Consider the following 16,912-nt stretch of genomic DNA (forward strand, 5'->3'; position numbering starts at 1 on the left):
CCCTGACAGGCGGGGCTTTCTGTTTCAGGCCTGTTCCAGCTTTCTGATTCCTTCCAGTGTGTGCATCTGCTCCGCCAGACGAGGTGTGACACGATAGAAACCCGGCAGCCTGATCTCAATCGCCTGCGTCTCCTCAAGAGTAGGCAACAGCACGACACGCCCCCGCCCGCCCCTGACCTCTGCCAGCATGTCATGAAGGGGGGCCAGAGCTGCCTCATCATCAATCCAGATACGCAGCTCTCCCTGCTCATTGGCTGCGGCTGTTTCCAGGTCCTGCACGCTATTGGCCGTGATGCGCAGGGCATCTCCATCCAATTTCAGCTCCGCCTGCACCAGGACAGCCTGCCCAGCCACAAGCATGTCCCGGCAACTCTGCAATGTTTCCGAAAATAACGTGACTTCGCAGCCACCGCTGGCATCCGTCAGGGTGACCCATGCCATCTTCTTGCCGGTCTTGGTGGGACGCTCCTTCTTGTCCACCACACAGCCCGCAATGGAAACACGTGATACACCCTGATGCGCCCTGCTCTCCAGCTGGAGAGCAGGCGTGATCCCCAGTCGGCGCAGCACCTGCCTGTAAGCATCCAGCGGATGGGCACTCATATGGAACCCGATTACCCCGGCCTCATGAGAGAGACGCTCAAAATCCGGCCAGGGACGGACCTTCTTCAACCGCAGGACCTCCCGCAGGCTGCTATCGACACCCCCACCGAACAGACCGGCCTGTCCCACTTCCTTCTCCTGCGCCCGGGACTGCGCCCGCCGCAGGATGATCTCCGCACTGGCAAACACGGTGTGACGGTCTGGCTCCAGACTGTCGAACGCACCTGCCTTGGCCAGACTCTCCATCTGTATCTTGTTGATGTGCCGAGAATCACACCGTTCGGCAAAATCGGTGAGATCGCAGAACGGCTTTTCTCCACGGTCCTGCACCAGCCCTTCCATAGCCACGAAACCAACCCGCTTGACCGCTGCCAGAGCGTAGCGGATGCCCAGCTGCCCGTCCTCCATCCTCTCGATGGAAAAATCGGCCTGGGATTTATTGATGTCCACCGGCAGGACAGGGATCCCCATGCGTCTGGCTTCCTGGCAGAGAGCCGCCAGCTTTTCCGTCTTTTCCCGTGCCAGAGACATGCAGCCTGCCAGGAAGGGAACAGGATGGTTCGCCTTCATCCAGGCCGTCTGATAGGACACGAAGGCATAAGCGGCAGCATGAGACTTGTTGAAGCCATAATTGGCGAATTTGGCCATGAGGTCGAACACCTCTTCGGCTTTCTCGGCAGGGATGCCCCTCTTCGTAGCCCCTTCGCAGAAAATGGCCCGCTGTTTCTCCATCTCCGAGGCGATCTTCTTGCCCATGGCCCGCCGCAGCAGGTCGGCCCCGCCAAGGCTGTAGCCTGCCATCTTCTGGGCAATCTGCATCACCTGTTCCTGATAGACCATGATGCCGTAGGTCTCTTCCAGAATCGGGCGGATTTCCTCGTGAGGCGGCTCCCACGGTGCCCCATGCTTGCGGCGGCAATATTCAGGAATGTTTTCCATCGGGCCGGGGCGGTAGAGCGACACGCCGGCAATCAGGTCTTCCAGACGGCTGGCAGCCATCTGCTTGAGCATGTCCCTCATGCCCGCCCCTTCGAACTGGAACACACCCGCCGTGTCTCCCCGGGCCATCATCTCGAAGGTTTTCTTGTCATCCAGCGGAATATGAGAGAGGTCCACTTCTTCCCCCAGCTCCCGCAGGAAATCGACCCCCCGCTTGAGAATGGTCAGGGTCGTCAGCCCCAGAAAGTCGAACTTGACCAGCCCGGCCTGCTCCACAAACTTCATGTTGTACTGGGTGACCAGCATCTCACTTCGTGGATCGCGATAGAGAGGCACAAGCTCCACAAGATCACGGTCCCCGATCACCACACCGGCCGCATGGGTCGAGGCGTGGCGGTACAATCCCTCCAGCTGAAGGGCGATCTCCAGCAGGCGGCGGATCATCTCATCCGTGTCCCGCATCTCCTGAAGCCGGGGTTCTTCCTCAATGGCCTGGGCCAGTGGTGTCGGTTTGGCCGGATTGTTGGGGATCAGCTCCGCCACACGGTTGACCATGCCATAAGGCAGACCCAGCACACGCCCTACGTCCCGCACGGCCGCCTTGGCCTGGAGTTTCCCGAAGGTGATGATCTGCGCCACACGCTCGTGGCCATATTCATTCCGCACGTAGCGGATGACCTCATCCCGCCGGTCCTGACAGAAATCGATATCAAAGTCCGGCATGGATACACGTTCGGGATTCAGGAACCGCTCGAAAAGCAGCCCGAACGGAATGGGATCAATATCCGTGATGGTCAGCGCATAGGCTACCAGTGATCCAGCACCGGACCCACGCCCCGGACCCACCGGAATGTCATGCGCCTTGGCCCACTGGATGAAGTCCGCCACGATGAGGAAGTAACCAGGGAAGCCCATATCGGCTATGATTTTCAGCTCGGTCTCCAGCCGCTCCTCGTACTCGGCCCGACGGTTCTCCCCATCCTTCATGACAGCCAGACGTTTCTCCAGCCCTTCCTGCGCCATGGCCCGCAGGGTTTCCTCTTCCGTGCTGCCTTCACGAACTTTCGGACAGACAGGCAGGAGCGGCTTGCGGGTATTCACCGCCACGGCACAGTGACGGGCGATCACCAGCGTATTGTCGCAGGCCTCCGGCAGGTCATGGAAGAGCTTCCGCATTTCATCCGGAGTCTTGAACCATGCCTGACGGGAAACACGCCAGCGGTCTTCCTCCGCCATGGTACGCCCCTGGGCGATGCAGAGCAGCGCATCGTGCGCCTCATGCAGTTCCGGTCGAGGAAAAAAACATTCATTGGTCGCCACAAGCGGGAGGTCCAGCTCATCGGCCAGAGCGATCAGCTGCGGCTCCGTGATCTCCTCACCAGCTTCATCCAGCCGGTTGATCTCGACGGCCACATACCCCCCAAAGGCCTCCCTGAGACGCTCGAGCATCTGCTTCGCCGCAGCCCTCTGCTCCCCCAGCAGGAGCCGGTTGATCGGCCCCCGGTTGCCACCCGTCAACAGGAACAGCCCACCGGCACGGCTGCACAGCACGTCCAGCGGCATGGACGGGTCTGCCGAATCCCCATTCAGGAAGCCCTGCGTGGAAAGATACTGAAGATTCTCCAGCCCTTCTTCCGTCCGGGCCAGAACGACCAGCGGTTCCGCCGGGACACCGGGCCTGCCCGAAGCTGACGGCAGGGCCAGCTGGCACCCGATGATGGGCTGCACACCGGCCTTGCGGCAGCTCTGGGAAAATTCCAGCCCGCCAAACATGTTGCCGCTGTCCGTCAGGGCGACGGCGGGCATGGCATTCTTTTTGGCCAGCTCCACAAGCTCGGAGACACGAATCGCCCCCTGGCTGAGGGAATAGGCGGAGTGATTACGGAGATGGACAAAGCTGGCATAGGACATGCCGCCCATTTACCACGCCCCCGCGCCGGGGCGGAACAGAAAACGCCCTACCCCTGAAAAGGAACGATCCGCCCTTCATCCAGCGTGACGGTACGGTCCATCGCCGCCGCCAGAGCCTCATTATGGGTGGCAATCAAAGCCGCCACGCCCTCTTCCCGCACCACACGCATCAGCTCGGCGAAGACGAGATCGGCGGTTTTCGTATCCAGATTGCCCGTCGGCTCATCGGCCAGCAGCAGGCTGGGCCGGTTCGCCAGCGCACGGGCGATGGCCGTACGCTGCTGCTCCCCACCGGACATGCGTCCCGGCAGAGCCTCCAGCCGATGGGACAGCCCAAAACGGACCAGCAGGTCTTCTGCCCGCTTCCGGGCCTCGGCAGGTTTCACGCCTGCCGCAAGCTGAGGCAGCATGACATTCTCCACGGCCGTGAATTCCCGCAGCAGATGATGGAACTGATACACGAAGCCGATTTCATCCCGCCGCAAGGCCGTCCGTCCCGCCTCGCCCAGTCTGGATGTGGCCTTCTCCCTGATAAGAACCTCTCCCCTGTCGGGGCGTTCCAGAAGGCCAGCCAGCTGCAGCAGCGTGGACTTGCCCGTGCCGCTCGGGGCCACGAGGGCAACCAGCTCACCACTTTTCAGGGAAAGATCAGCCTCCCGGAGAATGTGCAGTTCTTCATCCCCGGAACGGAAGGACCGCCCCAGCTTCTCAAGCGTCAGAACCGTGGTCTGTTTCGTGTCACTCATGACGCAGGGCCTCCACCGGGTCGGTCTTCGCCGCACGCCATGAGGGATACAGCGTGGCCAGCAGGGACAGGGCCAGCGACAGCACGGCGACTTCCACAACCTGCGACCAGACCAGACGGGCCGGCAGCCGGGCCAGGAAATAGACCTCAGGATTGAACAGGTCCGTGCCCGTCAGGGATTCCAGAACGTGACGGATCCGCTCGATGTTCAGGGCGAAGCAGATGCCCAGCCCCGTCCCCACCACGGTCCCCACGACGCCAACAGACGCTCCGCACATGAGGAAAATGCGCATCACGCTGCCCCGGCTGGCTCCGAAAGTCCGCAGGACGGCGATGTCCCGTGTCTTGTCCTTGACCATCATGATGAGCGAGGAGATCACGTTGAAGGCCGCCACCAGAATGATGAGCGTAAGGATGAGGAACATCACGTTCTGTTCTACCGTCACGGCATCCAGAAAACCGTTGGCACTCTGTGTCCAGTCCAGCACCTGAAGACGGGGATCATTCAAGGCCTCCGTGATCTGGCGGCTGACCGGCCTGACATTCAGCGGATCGGAGGTGCTGACCTGCATCAGCGAGACCCCGTCTCCCATCATCAGGAATTTCTGGGAGGCTGCCAGCGGCATGAGAATGATGTTGCTGTTGTAATCATTCCAGTTGGCATCAAAGACCAGGGCCACGTGCAGTTTCCGCACCCGTGGCATCGTGCCGAATGGCGTGGCCTGCCCGTTGGGCGAGAGAATGGTCAGCGACGAACCGACATGCAGCCCGGCCCGCTCGGCCAGCGTGACCCCCACGGCAACGGCGGAATCCCCTTGGAAGTCATCCAGACTGCCTTCCATGATTCCATCGCTGAGAGCCTTCCAGTTCCGCAGGTCCTCCTGTGCCAGCCCTTCCAGCATCGCCCCGGTGGAATAACGCCCCGCCTCCGCAAGGACCGTGCCCTGCGTCATGGGCAGGACCTGCGTCACGCCGGGCACCCTGCGGATCAATGCGGCATCATCCTTGTAGTCCCGGATGACCTGCCCATAGGCATAGACATTCAGGTCTCCATGCAGGCCGAGAATCCGGCCCATGAGGTCGGCCTTGAAGCCGTTCATCACGGCCATGACGATGATGAGCGTCGCCACCCCCAGAGAGATGCCGACAAGGGAGAACAGCGCAATGACCGACGCAAAACGCTCCCCCTTGCGGGCCCTCAGATAACGCAGGGCAACCGTTCGCTCAAACCGCCCGAACATGCTCAACCAAGCCCCAGTTTCGCCAGAGCTTCATCAAGAGGCAGTTCGCTGCGTTCGCCGGAGGCACGATGCTTCAGCTCCACCATGCCCGCCTTGGCCCCACGGGGACCGACAATGATCTGCCACGGATGACCCATCAGGTCGGCATCATTGAATTTCACCCCGGCACGGTCGGACCGGTCATCATAGAGCAGCCCTTCCGGGTCACGGCTGTAGATGGTTTCACAGAGCTGGTCGCACAGCTCATCACCAGGGCGGAGGTTGAGCAGAACCGCCCGATAGGGAGCCACCTCTTCCGGCCAGATGATCCCGGCTTCATCATGAGACGCCTCGATGATGGCTCCGACCAGACGGGACACCCCGATGCCATAGGACCCCATGTGCGGATGCAGGGGCGCACCATCGGCACCGCTCACTTCCACACCCATGGATTCGGTATATTTCGTGCCGAAATAGAAGATGTGGCCGACCTCGATGCCCCGGCCACCACGACGACGGTCTTCCGGCACGGCCTCCCAGGCGGAAAGGTCATGTTTTTCATCCGTGGCGGAATAGGTCGTCTTCACGATCTCACGGAGTTTCTGAAGGTCTTCCTCCTTCTGCGGGTCCAGGCCGATGCTGTCCCAGTCAATCTCGTCCCAGCCAGCATCATAGAAGACCTCACTCTCCCCTGTCGGAGCAAGAACGAGGAACTCATGGCTCAGCTCGCCACCAATCGGCCCCGTATCGGCCGCCATCGGCACGGCCTGCACACCCAGACGGCGGAAAATCTTCAGGTAGGACAGCATGATGCGGTAATAGCTGCTCACCGCATCCTCATAGGACAGGTCGAAACTGTAACCGTCCTTCATGTAGAACTCACGGCCACGCATCACGCCGAAGCGGGGGCGGACCTCGTCCCTGAACTTCCACTGGATGTGGTAGAGCATCTTCGGCAGCTCACGGTAGGATTTCACCGTGCTGCCGAAAAGGTCCGTCACCATTTCCTCATTGGTCGGGCCGTAAAGCATCTCACGCCCGTGCCGGTCCTCAAGACGCAGCATCTCCGGTCCGTACGCATCATAACGGCCGGAACGCCGCCACAGATCGGCGGACTGAACGGTCGGCATCAGGATTTCCTGTCCGCCAATCCGGTCCTGCTCCTGCCGCACGATGGTGGCGATGTTCCGCAGGACACGCAGCCCGGCGGGCAGCCATGTATAGATGCCCGAGGATGTCTGCCGCACAAGCCCCGCCCGCAGCATCAGCCGGTGTGAGGCAATCTGCGCCTCGGCGGGGACTTCTTTCAGAGTAGGCTGGAATGCCTGACTTAACCGCATGTTCTTTTTCCCTCAGACGCGCAGGAGATGGACATCAACCAGCGGACGCTTCCGCAGCTTGCGGCCGAGTGCCCGCCGCAGGGCTGTGCGTGCCACATCCCGGAAGGCCTGATCGTCCTGACGGAATTCATCAGGAATCTCATCAATGGCATAGGCGAATTCTTCACGGATGCGGGTGCTTTCAGGGTCATCCCGCTCCAGAAGACCTGGTGCACTGATGCGTGGTTCGCCAATGACATAACCCTCATCATCCACGGCAAAGCTGGCCAGCACCACGCCATTGAAAAGCATCCGGCGACGGGCCGCCAGCACACCGCCCGTCATGGGCAGAAGGCGGTCACCATCCAGAGCCAGAAGGCCCGTCGGAGCCGTATCGACCACCTCGACTGGCCCCGGCCCCAGATTGAGGATGTCACCATCCTCCAGCAGCACGGCCTCAGCACCGGCCTCACGGGCCAAAGCCCCGTGGGCTGTCAGATGGCGCCATTCCCCATGGGTGGGAATGCTGTAACGGGGGCGAACAAGGCTGTAGAGATGGCGGATATCCCCACCCGTTGCATGGCCGGATGTATGCACCATGCCATCCTTGTCCGTCAGCACGGTCACGCCACGGCGTGTCAGATTGTCCTGCACCGTCATGACGGCCTGCTCATTCCCCGGAATGACACGGGAGCTGTAAATCACCGTGTCCCCTTCCCCCAGGGAAATGGTGGAATGGGTATCACAGGCGATACGAGACAGGGCGGAGCGGGCCTCACCCTGGCTCCCCGTAATGATCATCAGCAGGTTTTCATCAGGAACATCCTTGATGTCATATTCCGTCAGGAAAGGCGGCAGATCGGCAAAGTAGCCACATTCCCGGGCGGCGGCCTCCAGATTGCGCAGGGAGCGTCCCACCACCATCACCTCACGGCCAGAAGCGAGCGCAGCCTTGGCGATGCTCTCCACACGGGCCACGTTGCTGGCGAAGCACGTCACGGCCACACGTCCTTCCAGCCCGGCGATCATTTCCGTCAGGCCGACACGGACATCCGCCTCAGACTGGGACCGCCCCTCCTTCATGACATTGGTGCTGTCACCCACCATGGCCAGCACGCCTTCATCACCCAATGCACGGAAGGCATCCTCGTCCGTCACGGGGCCGACAAGCGGAGTCGGGTCCAGCTTCCAGTCCCCGGTATGAATGACAATGCCATACGGACTGCGAATGGCGACGGACTGGGCTTCCACAATGGAGTGGGTTACCGGGATGAACTGGAGATCGAACGGCCCGACCTCAAACCGGGAACCCGGCATGATGATGTGGATGACGACCTGGTTCTGAAGGTTCGCCTCGCTCAGCTTGCGCCGCAGCACGGCTGCCGTGAACGGCGTGGCGTAGACAGGACAGCGCATCTGCCGCCAGAGGTGGGCTACAGCCCCCACATGGTCCTCATGGGCGTGGGTAATGACCAGCCCGTGCAGACTGTCTTTCCGTTCTGCGATGAAGGTCGGATCGGACATCAGCACGTCGGCTTCCGGCGTATCATTGCCGGAGAAGCCGATGCCACAATCGATGGCCAGCCAGTGTTCCTCACCATTTTCGCGCAGGCGGTACAGGTTGAAATTCATGCCGATCTCGCCCGTCCCTCCCAAGGGAAGGAAGGCAAAATCACTCTTCTGGTCTGTCATAAACGCATCAGTTCCTGTTCAAGAATTATCAGGGTGCCCGAAGGCGGTATGGGCCTGTTGCCCGGAAAAATCGGTGATGAAACGGTCCCTGTTCTGCCCGGCCAGGAGGCGCAGTCCCTCCAGCGTCAGGTCGGGTGCCACTTCATCAAATAACGTTGTCCCCTCGGAGAAGAGCGGAGCCAGACCGCCCGTCGCCACAACCCGGGGACGTCCATCCATCTCACCGGCAATGCGGTGAACAATCCCTTCGACCAGACCTACATACCCCCAGAAGAGGCCTGATCGCATCGCAACACTTGTGCTGCGACCTATTGCTTCCACCGGCCGGCCAACACTGACACGGGGCAGACGGGCCGCTGCCTGATGCAGGGCATCCATCGAGAGATTGACCCCCGGTGCAATCGCTCCACCGCAATAGCGGCCCTGAGCATCGACAACATCGAAGGTTGTCGCCGTACCAAAATCCACAACCACAAGCGGGCCCCCGCCGTAAAGCTGGCGGGCGGCAAGGCCGTTCAGCAGGCGGTCAGCCCCAAGCTCTGCCGGCGTATCCACCAGCACATCCATGTTCCAGTCCAGCTCATGATTGGCCACAAGAGGCTCCACATGCAGCCAGCTACGGCACAGGCGCCGCAGATCATACAACGCAGCCGGAACCACCGTCCCGATAATGGCCTGCGTTACACAATCCGGGCCCAGACCTGCCCGTTCCATCAAGGCCAGCAGCCAGACGGCATATTCATCCGCCGTTCTGCGATCATCCGTCGAGATGCGCCAGCGTCCTACCCATGCCTCGCCATCATGAACGGCAAAAACCACATTTGTATTGCCAGCATCAATGACGAGCAGCACATCCCCTCCCTTACTCACAGATCACATCACCCGTCACGACCGAGGTCATGCCACCATCGTCCAGTGCGAGCAGAAGATGTCCCTGCGCATCAAGCCCGGCGAATTGTCCTGCTACTTCCCTACCATGTCTTCGAAGGATCAGTCGAGTACCCAGAGGATGAGCACGCTCCATCCAGCTCTCCCAGATCACACCGTTGCCCTCACGCTGCCAGCGTTCCATCCATCCATCGAACGCCCGCACGATGGCCTGGGCGCAGGCCTGGGCATCCGGCGGAGAGCAGACCTCGGAAAGGGCTGCGAGTGTCCGGCCTTCCATGATCGGAGCCTGCCGCAGATTGGCCCCCATGCCTATGACCGCCCAACAGGGCAGCCCCTCTGCCCCGGCTGCCAGAAAACCGGTTTCAATCAGAATACCTGCCATTTTCCGGCCTGAAAGCAGAAGATCGTTCGGCCATTTCAGCCATAGCGAGGCTGAAGCCTCCCCCGACAGATCCGCTGCGGCCACGAGCCCATCACGAAGGGCCAGAGCCACCATATAGGGCAGAACCGCCCGCATGGCCTGATTTTCGGAAAAACGGAAAAGAAAGGAAAATGCCAGATTTCCCTCGCCACTCTGCCAGCTACGCCCCCGGCTTCCCCGGGCTGCGCTCTGTCGCTCTGCCACAACGGCCAGCCTGTCTTCTTCGCCGGCTTCAGCCCGTTTCCGACAGAGATCGGAAGTGGATGCCAGCGTTTCATGATATTCGAAACGCCAGGTCATAAAAAAACTTGAATGTAAGATGGTGGGCAATGACGGGATCGAACCGCCGACCCTCTCGGTGTAAACGAGACGCTCTACCGCTGAGCTAATTGCCCGCCCCGGTTTATAGGCAAAAGCCTCACGGAGCGCAACGGGGAATTCTCATTTTTTTTCAGAAAATTATCTTCCCCGTTTCCACGATGCCAGCTTACTTGCTGACGGCATCCTTCAGGCCCTTGCCCGGCTTGAAACGCACGGACGTGGAAGCCGGAATGTCGATCTCTTCACCCGTACGCGGGTTGCGGCCCTTGGCAGCCTTGCGGGTGGCTGTCACGAAGCTGCCAAAGCCTACCAGGCGAACTTCCTGCCCCTTGGCCAGGGTCTTCTCGATGGTGCCGAACACGGCATCCACGACATCACCAGCCTTCGCCTTGGGAAGATCAGCGGCCTCGGCAACGGAAGCAATGAGTTCCTGCTTGTTCAGAGGTTTCTCCATGGTAAGCCTTTCAACGTTTGGTGAGACAGCCTCGCAAAGAGGCCAGAATCACATATTGCGATTTACACCTGCACTATGAAGCGGTTTTCGTCCGCGTCAACAGCCTGAAGCCAAGAATACCCTTACTTAATGTTGAATTGAGCGAGAAATTCCTTCCCCGTTCACTTTCTTGGCACTCCTGCCCGCCATCTGCCCCGCTGCCAAAGCCTTCGGCGGCTCTGTCAAGGCAATATTCAGCACTTCATCCATATGCTGGACGGGAATGATCTGTAACCCTTCTTTCACATTTTCAGGAATCTCAGCCAGGTCTTTGACATTCATTTCCGGGATGAGAACCGTCTTGATGCCAGCCCGCAGAGCTGCGAGCAGCTTCTCCTTCAACCCACCAATCTCCAGAACACGGCCACGCAGGGTCACCTCCCCCGTCATGGCAACATCATGCCGGACCGGGATGCGTGTCAGCACACTGACGAGAGACGTGGTCAGCGCTGAACCCGCAGAAGGGCCATCCTTCGGCACGGCCCCCTCTGGCAGGTGCACGTGAATGTCCGTTTTCTCAAGCACGGCCGGGTCGATACCGAATGTCTCGGCACGGGACTTCACATAGGAGAAAGCCGCAGACACGCTCTCCTTCATCACATCACCAAGCTTGCCGGTATGACGGATCGTGCCCTTGCCCGGCATGGTCAGGCTCTCGATGGTCAGGATCTCTCCGCCAACCTGTGTCCAGGCCAGGCCCGTCACGATACCGATCTGATCCTCCTGATCAGCCTCACCATGACGGTAACGTGGGACACCGGCATAAACCTCCAGCGTCTCTGGCGTCACCTCGATCTTTTTCACCTTGCCAGACAGAATCTCACGCACGGCCTTACGCGCCAGACGGGCGATCATCCTCTCCAGACTGCGCACCCCGGCTTCCCGTGTATAAGACCGTATAAGCGCCAGAAGAGCCTCGTCTGTCACGTGCCATTCACCAGGCTTCAGATTATGCTCTTTCGCCTGCTTGGCCAGCAGATGCCTCTTGGCGATCTCCAGCTTCTCCTGTTCCGTATATCCAGAAAGGCGGATGATCTCCATGCGGTCCAGCAACGGCTGGGGCATGTCGAGAGAATTGGCAGTGGCGATGAACATGATGTCAGAAAGATCATATTCCACCTCGAGGTAATGGTCCCCGAACGTGTTGTTCTGTTCCGGGTCCAGCACCTCCAGCAGGGCGGAAGACGGATCCCCCCGCCAGTCCGACCCCAGCTTGTCCACCTCATCCAGCAGGAAGAGTGGATTGCTCACCCCGGCCTTCTTGATACCCTGGACAATCTTGCCCGGCATGGCACCGATATAGGTCCGTCTGTGACCACGTATCTCGGATTCATCCTTCATCCCCCCAAGGGAAATGCGGACATATTTCCGCCCTGTCGCCCTGGCGATGGACCGTGCCAGAGAGGTCTTGCCAACACCCGGAGGGCCAACCAGACAGAGGATCGGCCCCTTCAGCTTCTTCGCACGGCTCTGGACGGCCAGATACTCGAGGACACGTTCCTTGATCTTCTCCAACCCATAGTGATCAGCCTCAAGAACGTCTTCCGCCTTCTGGAGGGATTTTGCCAGTTTGGAGCGTTTCTTCCATGGCAGGCTGACCAGCCAGTCCAGATAACTGCGGACCACTGTGCCCTCGGCAGACATGGGGCTCATGCTCCGCAGCTTTTTCAGCTCGCCACGGGCCTTCTCCCTGGCTTCCTGGCTTAGCCCCTGCGTTTCGATCTTCTCTTCGATCTCGGCAAGTTCGTCACGGCCATCCTCGCCTTCACCCAGTTCTTTCTGAATGGCCTTCATCTGCTCATTCAGATAATACTCCCGCTGGGTTTTCTCCATCTGCTTCTTCACACGGCTGCGGATACGCTTCTCCACCTGAAGAACGTCTATTTCCGCTTCCATCCCCGCAAAGACACGCTCCAGCCTCTCCTCCACGGAGAGGGTTTCCAGCAGCTCCTGCCGTTCCGGAATCCGCAGGTTGAGGTGGCTGGCAATCGTATCCGCCAGACGGGACGGATCCTCCAGATGGCTGACCGAGGCCAGTACCTCCGGCGCCACCTTCTTGTTCAGCCGGGCATAATCCTCAAACCGTTTTACGGCAGAACGGGCCAGAGCTTCACGTTCCCCACCACGGGCACCCAGCTCATCAGGAAGGTCTTCCACAGAGCTCTGAAAATAGCCATCCTGCTCCTTCAGGCCAACAAGACGGACACGGCGCAGCCCTTCCACCAGAACCTTCACCGTACCATCGGGCAATTTCAGAAGCTGGAGGACGCTGGCAACCGTCCCGATGCGGAACACATCATCAACAGTCGGCTCATCTTTGCCCACATCTTTCTGGGACACGAGAATGATCTCACGGACATCCTCCGGCATCTGCTCCAGAGCATGGATTGATTTCTCACGTCCCACAAAGAGTGGAACAATCATGTGTGGGAAGACGACAATATTCCGCAGGGGCAGCACCGGCATGACAGGCGCTTCCTTCCGGGGCGACTGAGCGGCCACTGTAGCCTTGCCGCTTTCAGCCTTGGAGGACGCAGCCTTCCTGCGAGGAACCGCAGAAGCCTTGGCCTCTCCATCTTTACGGGTAGCAGACGTGGAAGCCGTACGCCGCGTCCGGGCGACGCTACCCTTGTCGGCATCCTTGGCAGCAGTCTTGCGGCGGGCTGTCTTTGGTTTCTTTTCGTCACTCATGCTTCAGGATCTCCATAACGGACGATCAAACCCCCGCCGCCCTGAAAAAGTGGCACGGCAAGGGGCTCTTTCATTCTGTATCTCTATGTGGGGTATCAAGGCACAAGGGACAATACCCCTGTCGCTGCGAAGCGCTGGCAGATGATGGAAATCTGCCAGCATCCGCCTCTTTCAGTCTGCCTGTTTTTCTTCCTCAGCCTGCTGGCCGTGAACATAGACAGGCTCTGCACGGCCTTCCGCCACATCCCGGGTGACGACAACCTTGTCGACATTCTTCCGGCCTGGAAGGTCAAACATCGTTTCCATCAGGATTTTTTCCATGATGGAACGCAGACCCCGGGCCCCGGTCTGCCGCTCGATGGCACGGGCAGCAATCCCCTTGATGGCCTCTTCCTCAAACTCCAGCTCCACCCCTTCCATCTGGAAGAGACGCTGATACTGCTTGACCAGAGCATTTTTCGGCTCTGTCAGAATCTGGACGAGAGCGGCCTCATCAAGGTCATTCAGCGTGGCGATGACCGGCAGACGACCAATGAATTCCGGAATCAGGCCGTATTTCATGAGGTCTTCCGGCTCGATATCCTTGAGGATATCTCCCAGCTTGCGGTCATCCTCGGAGCGCACATCCGCCCCGAAACCAATGCCACTGCCCTTGCCACGGGCACTGATGACCTTGTCCAGCCCGGCAAAGGCCCCGCCACAGATGAAGAGCATGTTGGTCGTATCGACCTGCACGAACTCCTGCTGCGGATGCTTGCGCCCTCCCTGCGGAGGAACGGAGGCCACCGTGCCTTCCATCAGCTTCAGCAGAGCCTGCTGCACGCCTTCACCAGAGACATCCCGGGTGATGGACGGATTCTCCGCCTTGCGGGAAATCTTGTCGATCTCATCAATATAGACAATGCCACGCTGGGCACGTTCAACATTATAGTCACAGGCCTGAAGCAGCTTGAGGATGATGTTCTCAACATCCTCTCCCACATAGCCAGCTTCTGTCAGTGTCGTGGCATCGGCCATGGTGAAGGGAACGTCCAGAATGCGGGCCAGTGTCTGGGCCAGCAGGGTCTTCCCCGTTCCCGTCGGACCGATCAGCATGATGTTGGCCTTGCCGATCTCGACATCACCAGCCTTTTCGGACTGCTCCAGCCGCTTGTAATGATTATGCACCGCCACCGAAAGCACCTTCTTGGCTTCACTCTGGCCAATGACATAATCATTGAGTATCTGGCAGATTTCCCGTGGAGTTGGCACCCCTTCACCACTGGTCACAGGGCCTGTGTTCCGCTCCTCACGGATGATGTCCGTGCACAGTTCAACACATTCATTACAGATGAATACGGTTGGCCCGGCAATGAGTTTCTTCACCTCATGCTGGGATTTCCCACAGAATGAACAATAAAGCGTATTCTTTGAATCGCTATCTTTTCCGCTCATTACAGCTCCTCAAACCCGTATGGGAGACGGGTATGTTCAGACCCCTGAATGCCCTGTTCAACAATCAGATCAGGCCCTTTTCTTCTCCGCGGGATGACGTGTCACAACCTCATCCACCAGCCCGAACTCCTTGGCCTCCGCAGCAGAGAGATAACGGTCACGCTCCAGCGCCTCCTCGATTTCCTCCAGCGCACGCCCTGTATGCTCACGGTAGATCTCATTCAGCCGGCGACGGATATGCAGGATTTCACGGGCCTGAATTTCGATGTCCGACGCCTGCCCCTGCGCTCCACCGGAAGGCTGGTGGACCATGACACGGGCATTGGGCAGGCAGAAACGACGGCCCGCCTCACCGGCAGCCAACAGCAATGACCCCATGGACGCTGCCTGACCGATACAGACCGTGCTGACCGGTGAACGGATATACTGCATGGTGTCGTACATCGCCAGACCGGCAGAGACGACCCCACCAGGGCTGTTGATATAGAAAGAGATTTCCTTGGTCGGGCTGACACTCTCAAGATAGAGCAGCTGCGCACAGATCAGAGACGAGACCTGGTCATAGACCGGGCCTGTCAGAAAAATGATACGCTCCTGCAAAAGCCGGGAATAAATGTCGAAAGAGCGCTCACCCCTTGAGGTCTGCTCCACCACCATTGGAACAAGAGTGTTATTGAACACGTCCAGAGGATTACGGTCTTCAATGCCCATAGGTATTTTCCTTTACAACTCCCCCTAGCCTAGCACACCCTCTTTGCCCGTGTCTTCGCACAGAATGGACTAATATCAGAGGAATCTTCCTGCCAAGAGCAAAAAAAAGGGGCAGCGGCTGCTGCCCCTTCCTTCCTCAGATGCAGCAATCAGTCAGCATCCGGAATGTTGGCCAGTTCCTCTGCCGTCACTTCCTTGTCGGTCACTTCAGCCAGCTCGATCAGATAATCGACGACCTTATCCTCAAGGATTGGCCCGCGCAGGGTATCGATGGCCTGAGGATTCTTCGTAAAGAACTCGAACACGGCCTGCTCCTGCCCCGGGTAACGGCGAGCCTCCTGCTGCATGGCAGAGAGCAGCTCTTCCTGCGAGACTTGGATGTCCTGCTTGCGGCCAAGCTCGGCCAGAAGCAGACCCAGCTTCACACGGCGCTCGGCAATCCTGCGATAGTCGGCCCGCAGGGTTTCCTCATCCTTGGCAGCATCCTTCTCATCAAGGCTGCCATTCTTGCGCTCAGCCTCGATACGGCTCCAGATCTGGCCGAACTCGGCATCCACCATGCTCTGCGGTGCCTCAAAGTCAACCTTCTCGGACAGGATGTCCAGCAGGTCCCGCTTGATGCGCATACGGGAAAGCTGCTTGTACTCGCCCTCTGCCTGCTCGGCAATCAGCTTGCGCATCTGCTCGACGCCCTCCAGCCCCAGAGACTTGGCAAACTCATCATCAATCGTCGGATCGACCGGCTTCTTCAGCGCATTAGCCTTGATCTCGAATGTAGCCTCCTGACCAGCGAGCTCCTTGGCCTGGTAATTCTCCGGGAAGGTCACCGTGATCGTGCGTTCCTCACCCGGCTTCATGCCTTCCATCTGCTCGGCAAAACCGGGAATGAAACCAGCACCGCCAATCTCGACATTGACATCCTCGGCCGTGCCACCATCAAACGGCACGCCATCCTTCTTGCCAACGAAATTGACGTTCAGCACATCACCCTTGCCAGCCGGACGGTTCTCATCCACCGTCTCGAACTTGCGGTTGCGCTGGGCAACCTCGGCCAGAGCCTTGTCCACAACCTCATCAGCAACCTTGGCACTGTAGCGGGTCAGCTTCGTGCCTGCCATGTCCGGGGTCGGGATTTCCGGCAGGATTTCCATCTCCAGCGTGAATTCGAAGGGCTTGCCCTCAGTTCCACCAGAAACGATCTCAACCTTCGGCTGCATGGCCGGGCGGATGTCACGCTCTTCCAGCAGGGACTTCACGCTCTCCTGCACCAGCTTTTCCGTCACTTCCGCCTGGACGGATTCACCAAAGCGCTGCTTGACGACGGAGGCCGGAACCTTGCCCGGGCGGAAGCCGGGAAGCTTCACATCACGAGCCACTTCAGCCAGACGGGCATCGCAACGGCCCTGCAGGTCAGCAGCGGGAATAACTACGGTGAAGGACCGCTTCAGGCCTTCGGTGAGTGTGGGCGTAACCTGCATGAAACCGCTATTCCTTCTCTATGACAAGGGGATCATCGACATT

Annotated in this window: 12 protein-coding genes and 1 tRNA gene; all 13 read right to left on the reverse strand. The window is 59.4% G+C overall.

The features are described 5' to 3' along the window. Positions 1-24: 24 nt before the first annotated feature. The 13 genes from dnaE to tig all read right to left on the reverse strand — a co-directional run bounded on the left by dnaE (position 25) and on the right by tig (position 16,869). A complete protein-coding gene (gene dnaE / locus J8Z04_RS02815) occupies positions 25-3,453 on the reverse strand; it encodes a DNA polymerase III subunit alpha (RefSeq protein ID WP_086431448.1) in 3,429 nt (1,142 codons plus the stop codon). Between the two features lie 47 nt (positions 3,454-3,500). Continuing rightward, the gene (locus J8Z04_RS02820; protein ID WP_192848251.1) at positions 3,501-4,199 is read right to left on the reverse strand and encodes an ABC transporter ATP-binding protein; all 699 of its coding nucleotides are present in this window, start codon (positions 4,197-4,199) and stop codon (positions 3,501-3,503) included. Beyond that, positions 4,192-5,439: a lipoprotein-releasing ABC transporter permease subunit gene (locus tag J8Z04_RS02825; RefSeq protein WP_043559921.1), complete on the reverse strand. Its 1,248-nt coding sequence runs from the start codon at positions 5,437-5,439 to the stop codon at positions 4,192-4,194. Before J8Z04_RS02825 ends, J8Z04_RS02820 begins: the two co-directional genes overlap by 8 nt. A 2-nt stretch (positions 5,440-5,441) precedes the next feature. Beyond that, positions 5,442-6,758: a proline--tRNA ligase gene (gene proS, locus J8Z04_RS02830; RefSeq protein ID WP_192848252.1), complete on the reverse strand. Its 1,317-nt coding sequence runs from the start codon at positions 6,756-6,758 to the stop codon at positions 5,442-5,444. Between the two features lie 12 nt (positions 6,759-6,770). Then, entirely contained in the window at positions 6,771-8,429 is a 1,659-nt protein-coding gene (locus tag J8Z04_RS02835; protein ID WP_043559916.1) for a ribonuclease J, read from the reverse strand. An 18-nt stretch (positions 8,430-8,447) separates the two neighbouring features. Further along, positions 8,448-9,281, reverse strand: a complete 834-nt coding sequence (locus tag J8Z04_RS02840; protein WP_086431450.1) for a type III pantothenate kinase — start codon at positions 9,279-9,281, stop codon at positions 8,448-8,450. A gap of 10 nt (positions 9,282-9,291) precedes the next feature. Further along, positions 9,292-10,041 carry a biotin--[acetyl-CoA-carboxylase] ligase gene (locus J8Z04_RS02845; protein ID WP_192848253.1) on the reverse strand — a complete coding sequence of 250 codons (750 nt, stop codon included), beginning with the start codon at positions 10,039-10,041 and terminating at the stop codon, positions 9,292-9,294. A 20-nt stretch (positions 10,042-10,061) separates the two neighbouring features. Then, a tRNA-Val gene (locus J8Z04_RS02850) sits at positions 10,062-10,136 on the reverse strand. Between the two features lie 92 nt (positions 10,137-10,228). Then, positions 10,229-10,516 carry an HU family DNA-binding protein gene (locus J8Z04_RS02855; protein WP_043559910.1) on the reverse strand — a complete coding sequence of 96 codons (288 nt, stop codon included), beginning with the start codon at positions 10,514-10,516 and terminating at the stop codon, positions 10,229-10,231. 126 nt (positions 10,517-10,642) lie between these two features. Continuing rightward, complete coding sequence (lon, locus tag J8Z04_RS02860; RefSeq protein ID WP_192848254.1) at positions 10,643-13,246, reverse strand: endopeptidase La; 2,604 nt, start codon at positions 13,244-13,246, stop codon at positions 10,643-10,645. Between the two features lie 171 nt (positions 13,247-13,417). Next, positions 13,418-14,680, reverse strand: a complete 1,263-nt coding sequence (gene clpX / locus J8Z04_RS02865) for an ATP-dependent Clp protease ATP-binding subunit ClpX (RefSeq protein ID WP_043559908.1) — start codon at positions 14,678-14,680, stop codon at positions 13,418-13,420. A 69-nt stretch (positions 14,681-14,749) separates the two neighbouring features. Further along, a complete protein-coding gene (locus J8Z04_RS02870) occupies positions 14,750-15,391 on the reverse strand; it encodes an ATP-dependent Clp protease proteolytic subunit (RefSeq protein ID WP_043559905.1) in 642 nt (213 codons plus the stop codon). A gap of 149 nt (positions 15,392-15,540) precedes the next feature. Next, positions 15,541-16,869, reverse strand: coding sequence for a trigger factor (gene tig / locus J8Z04_RS02875; protein ID WP_192848255.1), 1,329 nt, complete (start codon positions 16,867-16,869; stop codon positions 15,541-15,543). Between the last annotated feature and the right edge of the window lie 43 nt (positions 16,870-16,912).

It is taken from the genome of Bombella apis, assembly GCF_018221685.1.
Lineage (GTDB): Bacteria > Pseudomonadota > Alphaproteobacteria > Acetobacterales > Acetobacteraceae > Bombella > Bombella apis.

Excerpts from the sequence above, each read along its gene's own strand:
- J8Z04_RS02845 (WP_192848253.1), bottom strand. The coding sequence starts at position 10,041 with ATGACCTGGCGTTTCGAATATCATGAAACGCTGGCATCCACTTCCGAT.
- J8Z04_RS02855 (WP_043559910.1), bottom strand. The coding sequence starts at position 10,516 with ATGGAGAAACCTCTGAACAAGCAGGAACTCATTGCTTCCGTTGCCGAG.
- lon (WP_192848254.1), bottom strand. The coding sequence starts at position 13,246 with ATGAGTGACGAAAAGAAACCAAAGACAGCCCGCCGCAAGACTGCTGCC.
- clpX (WP_043559908.1), bottom strand. The coding sequence starts at position 14,680 with ATGAGCGGAAAAGATAGCGATTCAAAGAATACGCTTTATTGTTCATTC.
- J8Z04_RS02835 (WP_043559916.1), bottom strand. The coding sequence starts at position 8,429 with ATGACAGACCAGAAGAGTGATTTTGCCTTCCTTCCCTTGGGAGGGACG.
- tig (WP_192848255.1), bottom strand. The coding sequence starts at position 16,869 with ATGCAGGTTACGCCCACACTCACCGAAGGCCTGAAGCGGTCCTTCACC.
- J8Z04_RS02825 (WP_043559921.1), bottom strand. The coding sequence starts at position 5,439 with ATGTTCGGGCGGTTTGAGCGAACGGTTGCCCTGCGTTATCTGAGGGCC.
- proS (WP_192848252.1), bottom strand. The coding sequence starts at position 6,758 with ATGCGGTTAAGTCAGGCATTCCAGCCTACTCTGAAAGAAGTCCCCGCC.
- dnaE (WP_086431448.1), bottom strand. The coding sequence starts at position 3,453 with ATGTCCTATGCCAGCTTTGTCCATCTCCGTAATCACTCCGCCTATTCC.
- J8Z04_RS02820 (WP_192848251.1), bottom strand. The coding sequence starts at position 4,199 with ATGAGTGACACGAAACAGACCACGGTTCTGACGCTTGAGAAGCTGGGG.
- J8Z04_RS02870 (WP_043559905.1), bottom strand. The coding sequence starts at position 15,391 with ATGGGCATTGAAGACCGTAATCCTCTGGACGTGTTCAATAACACTCTT.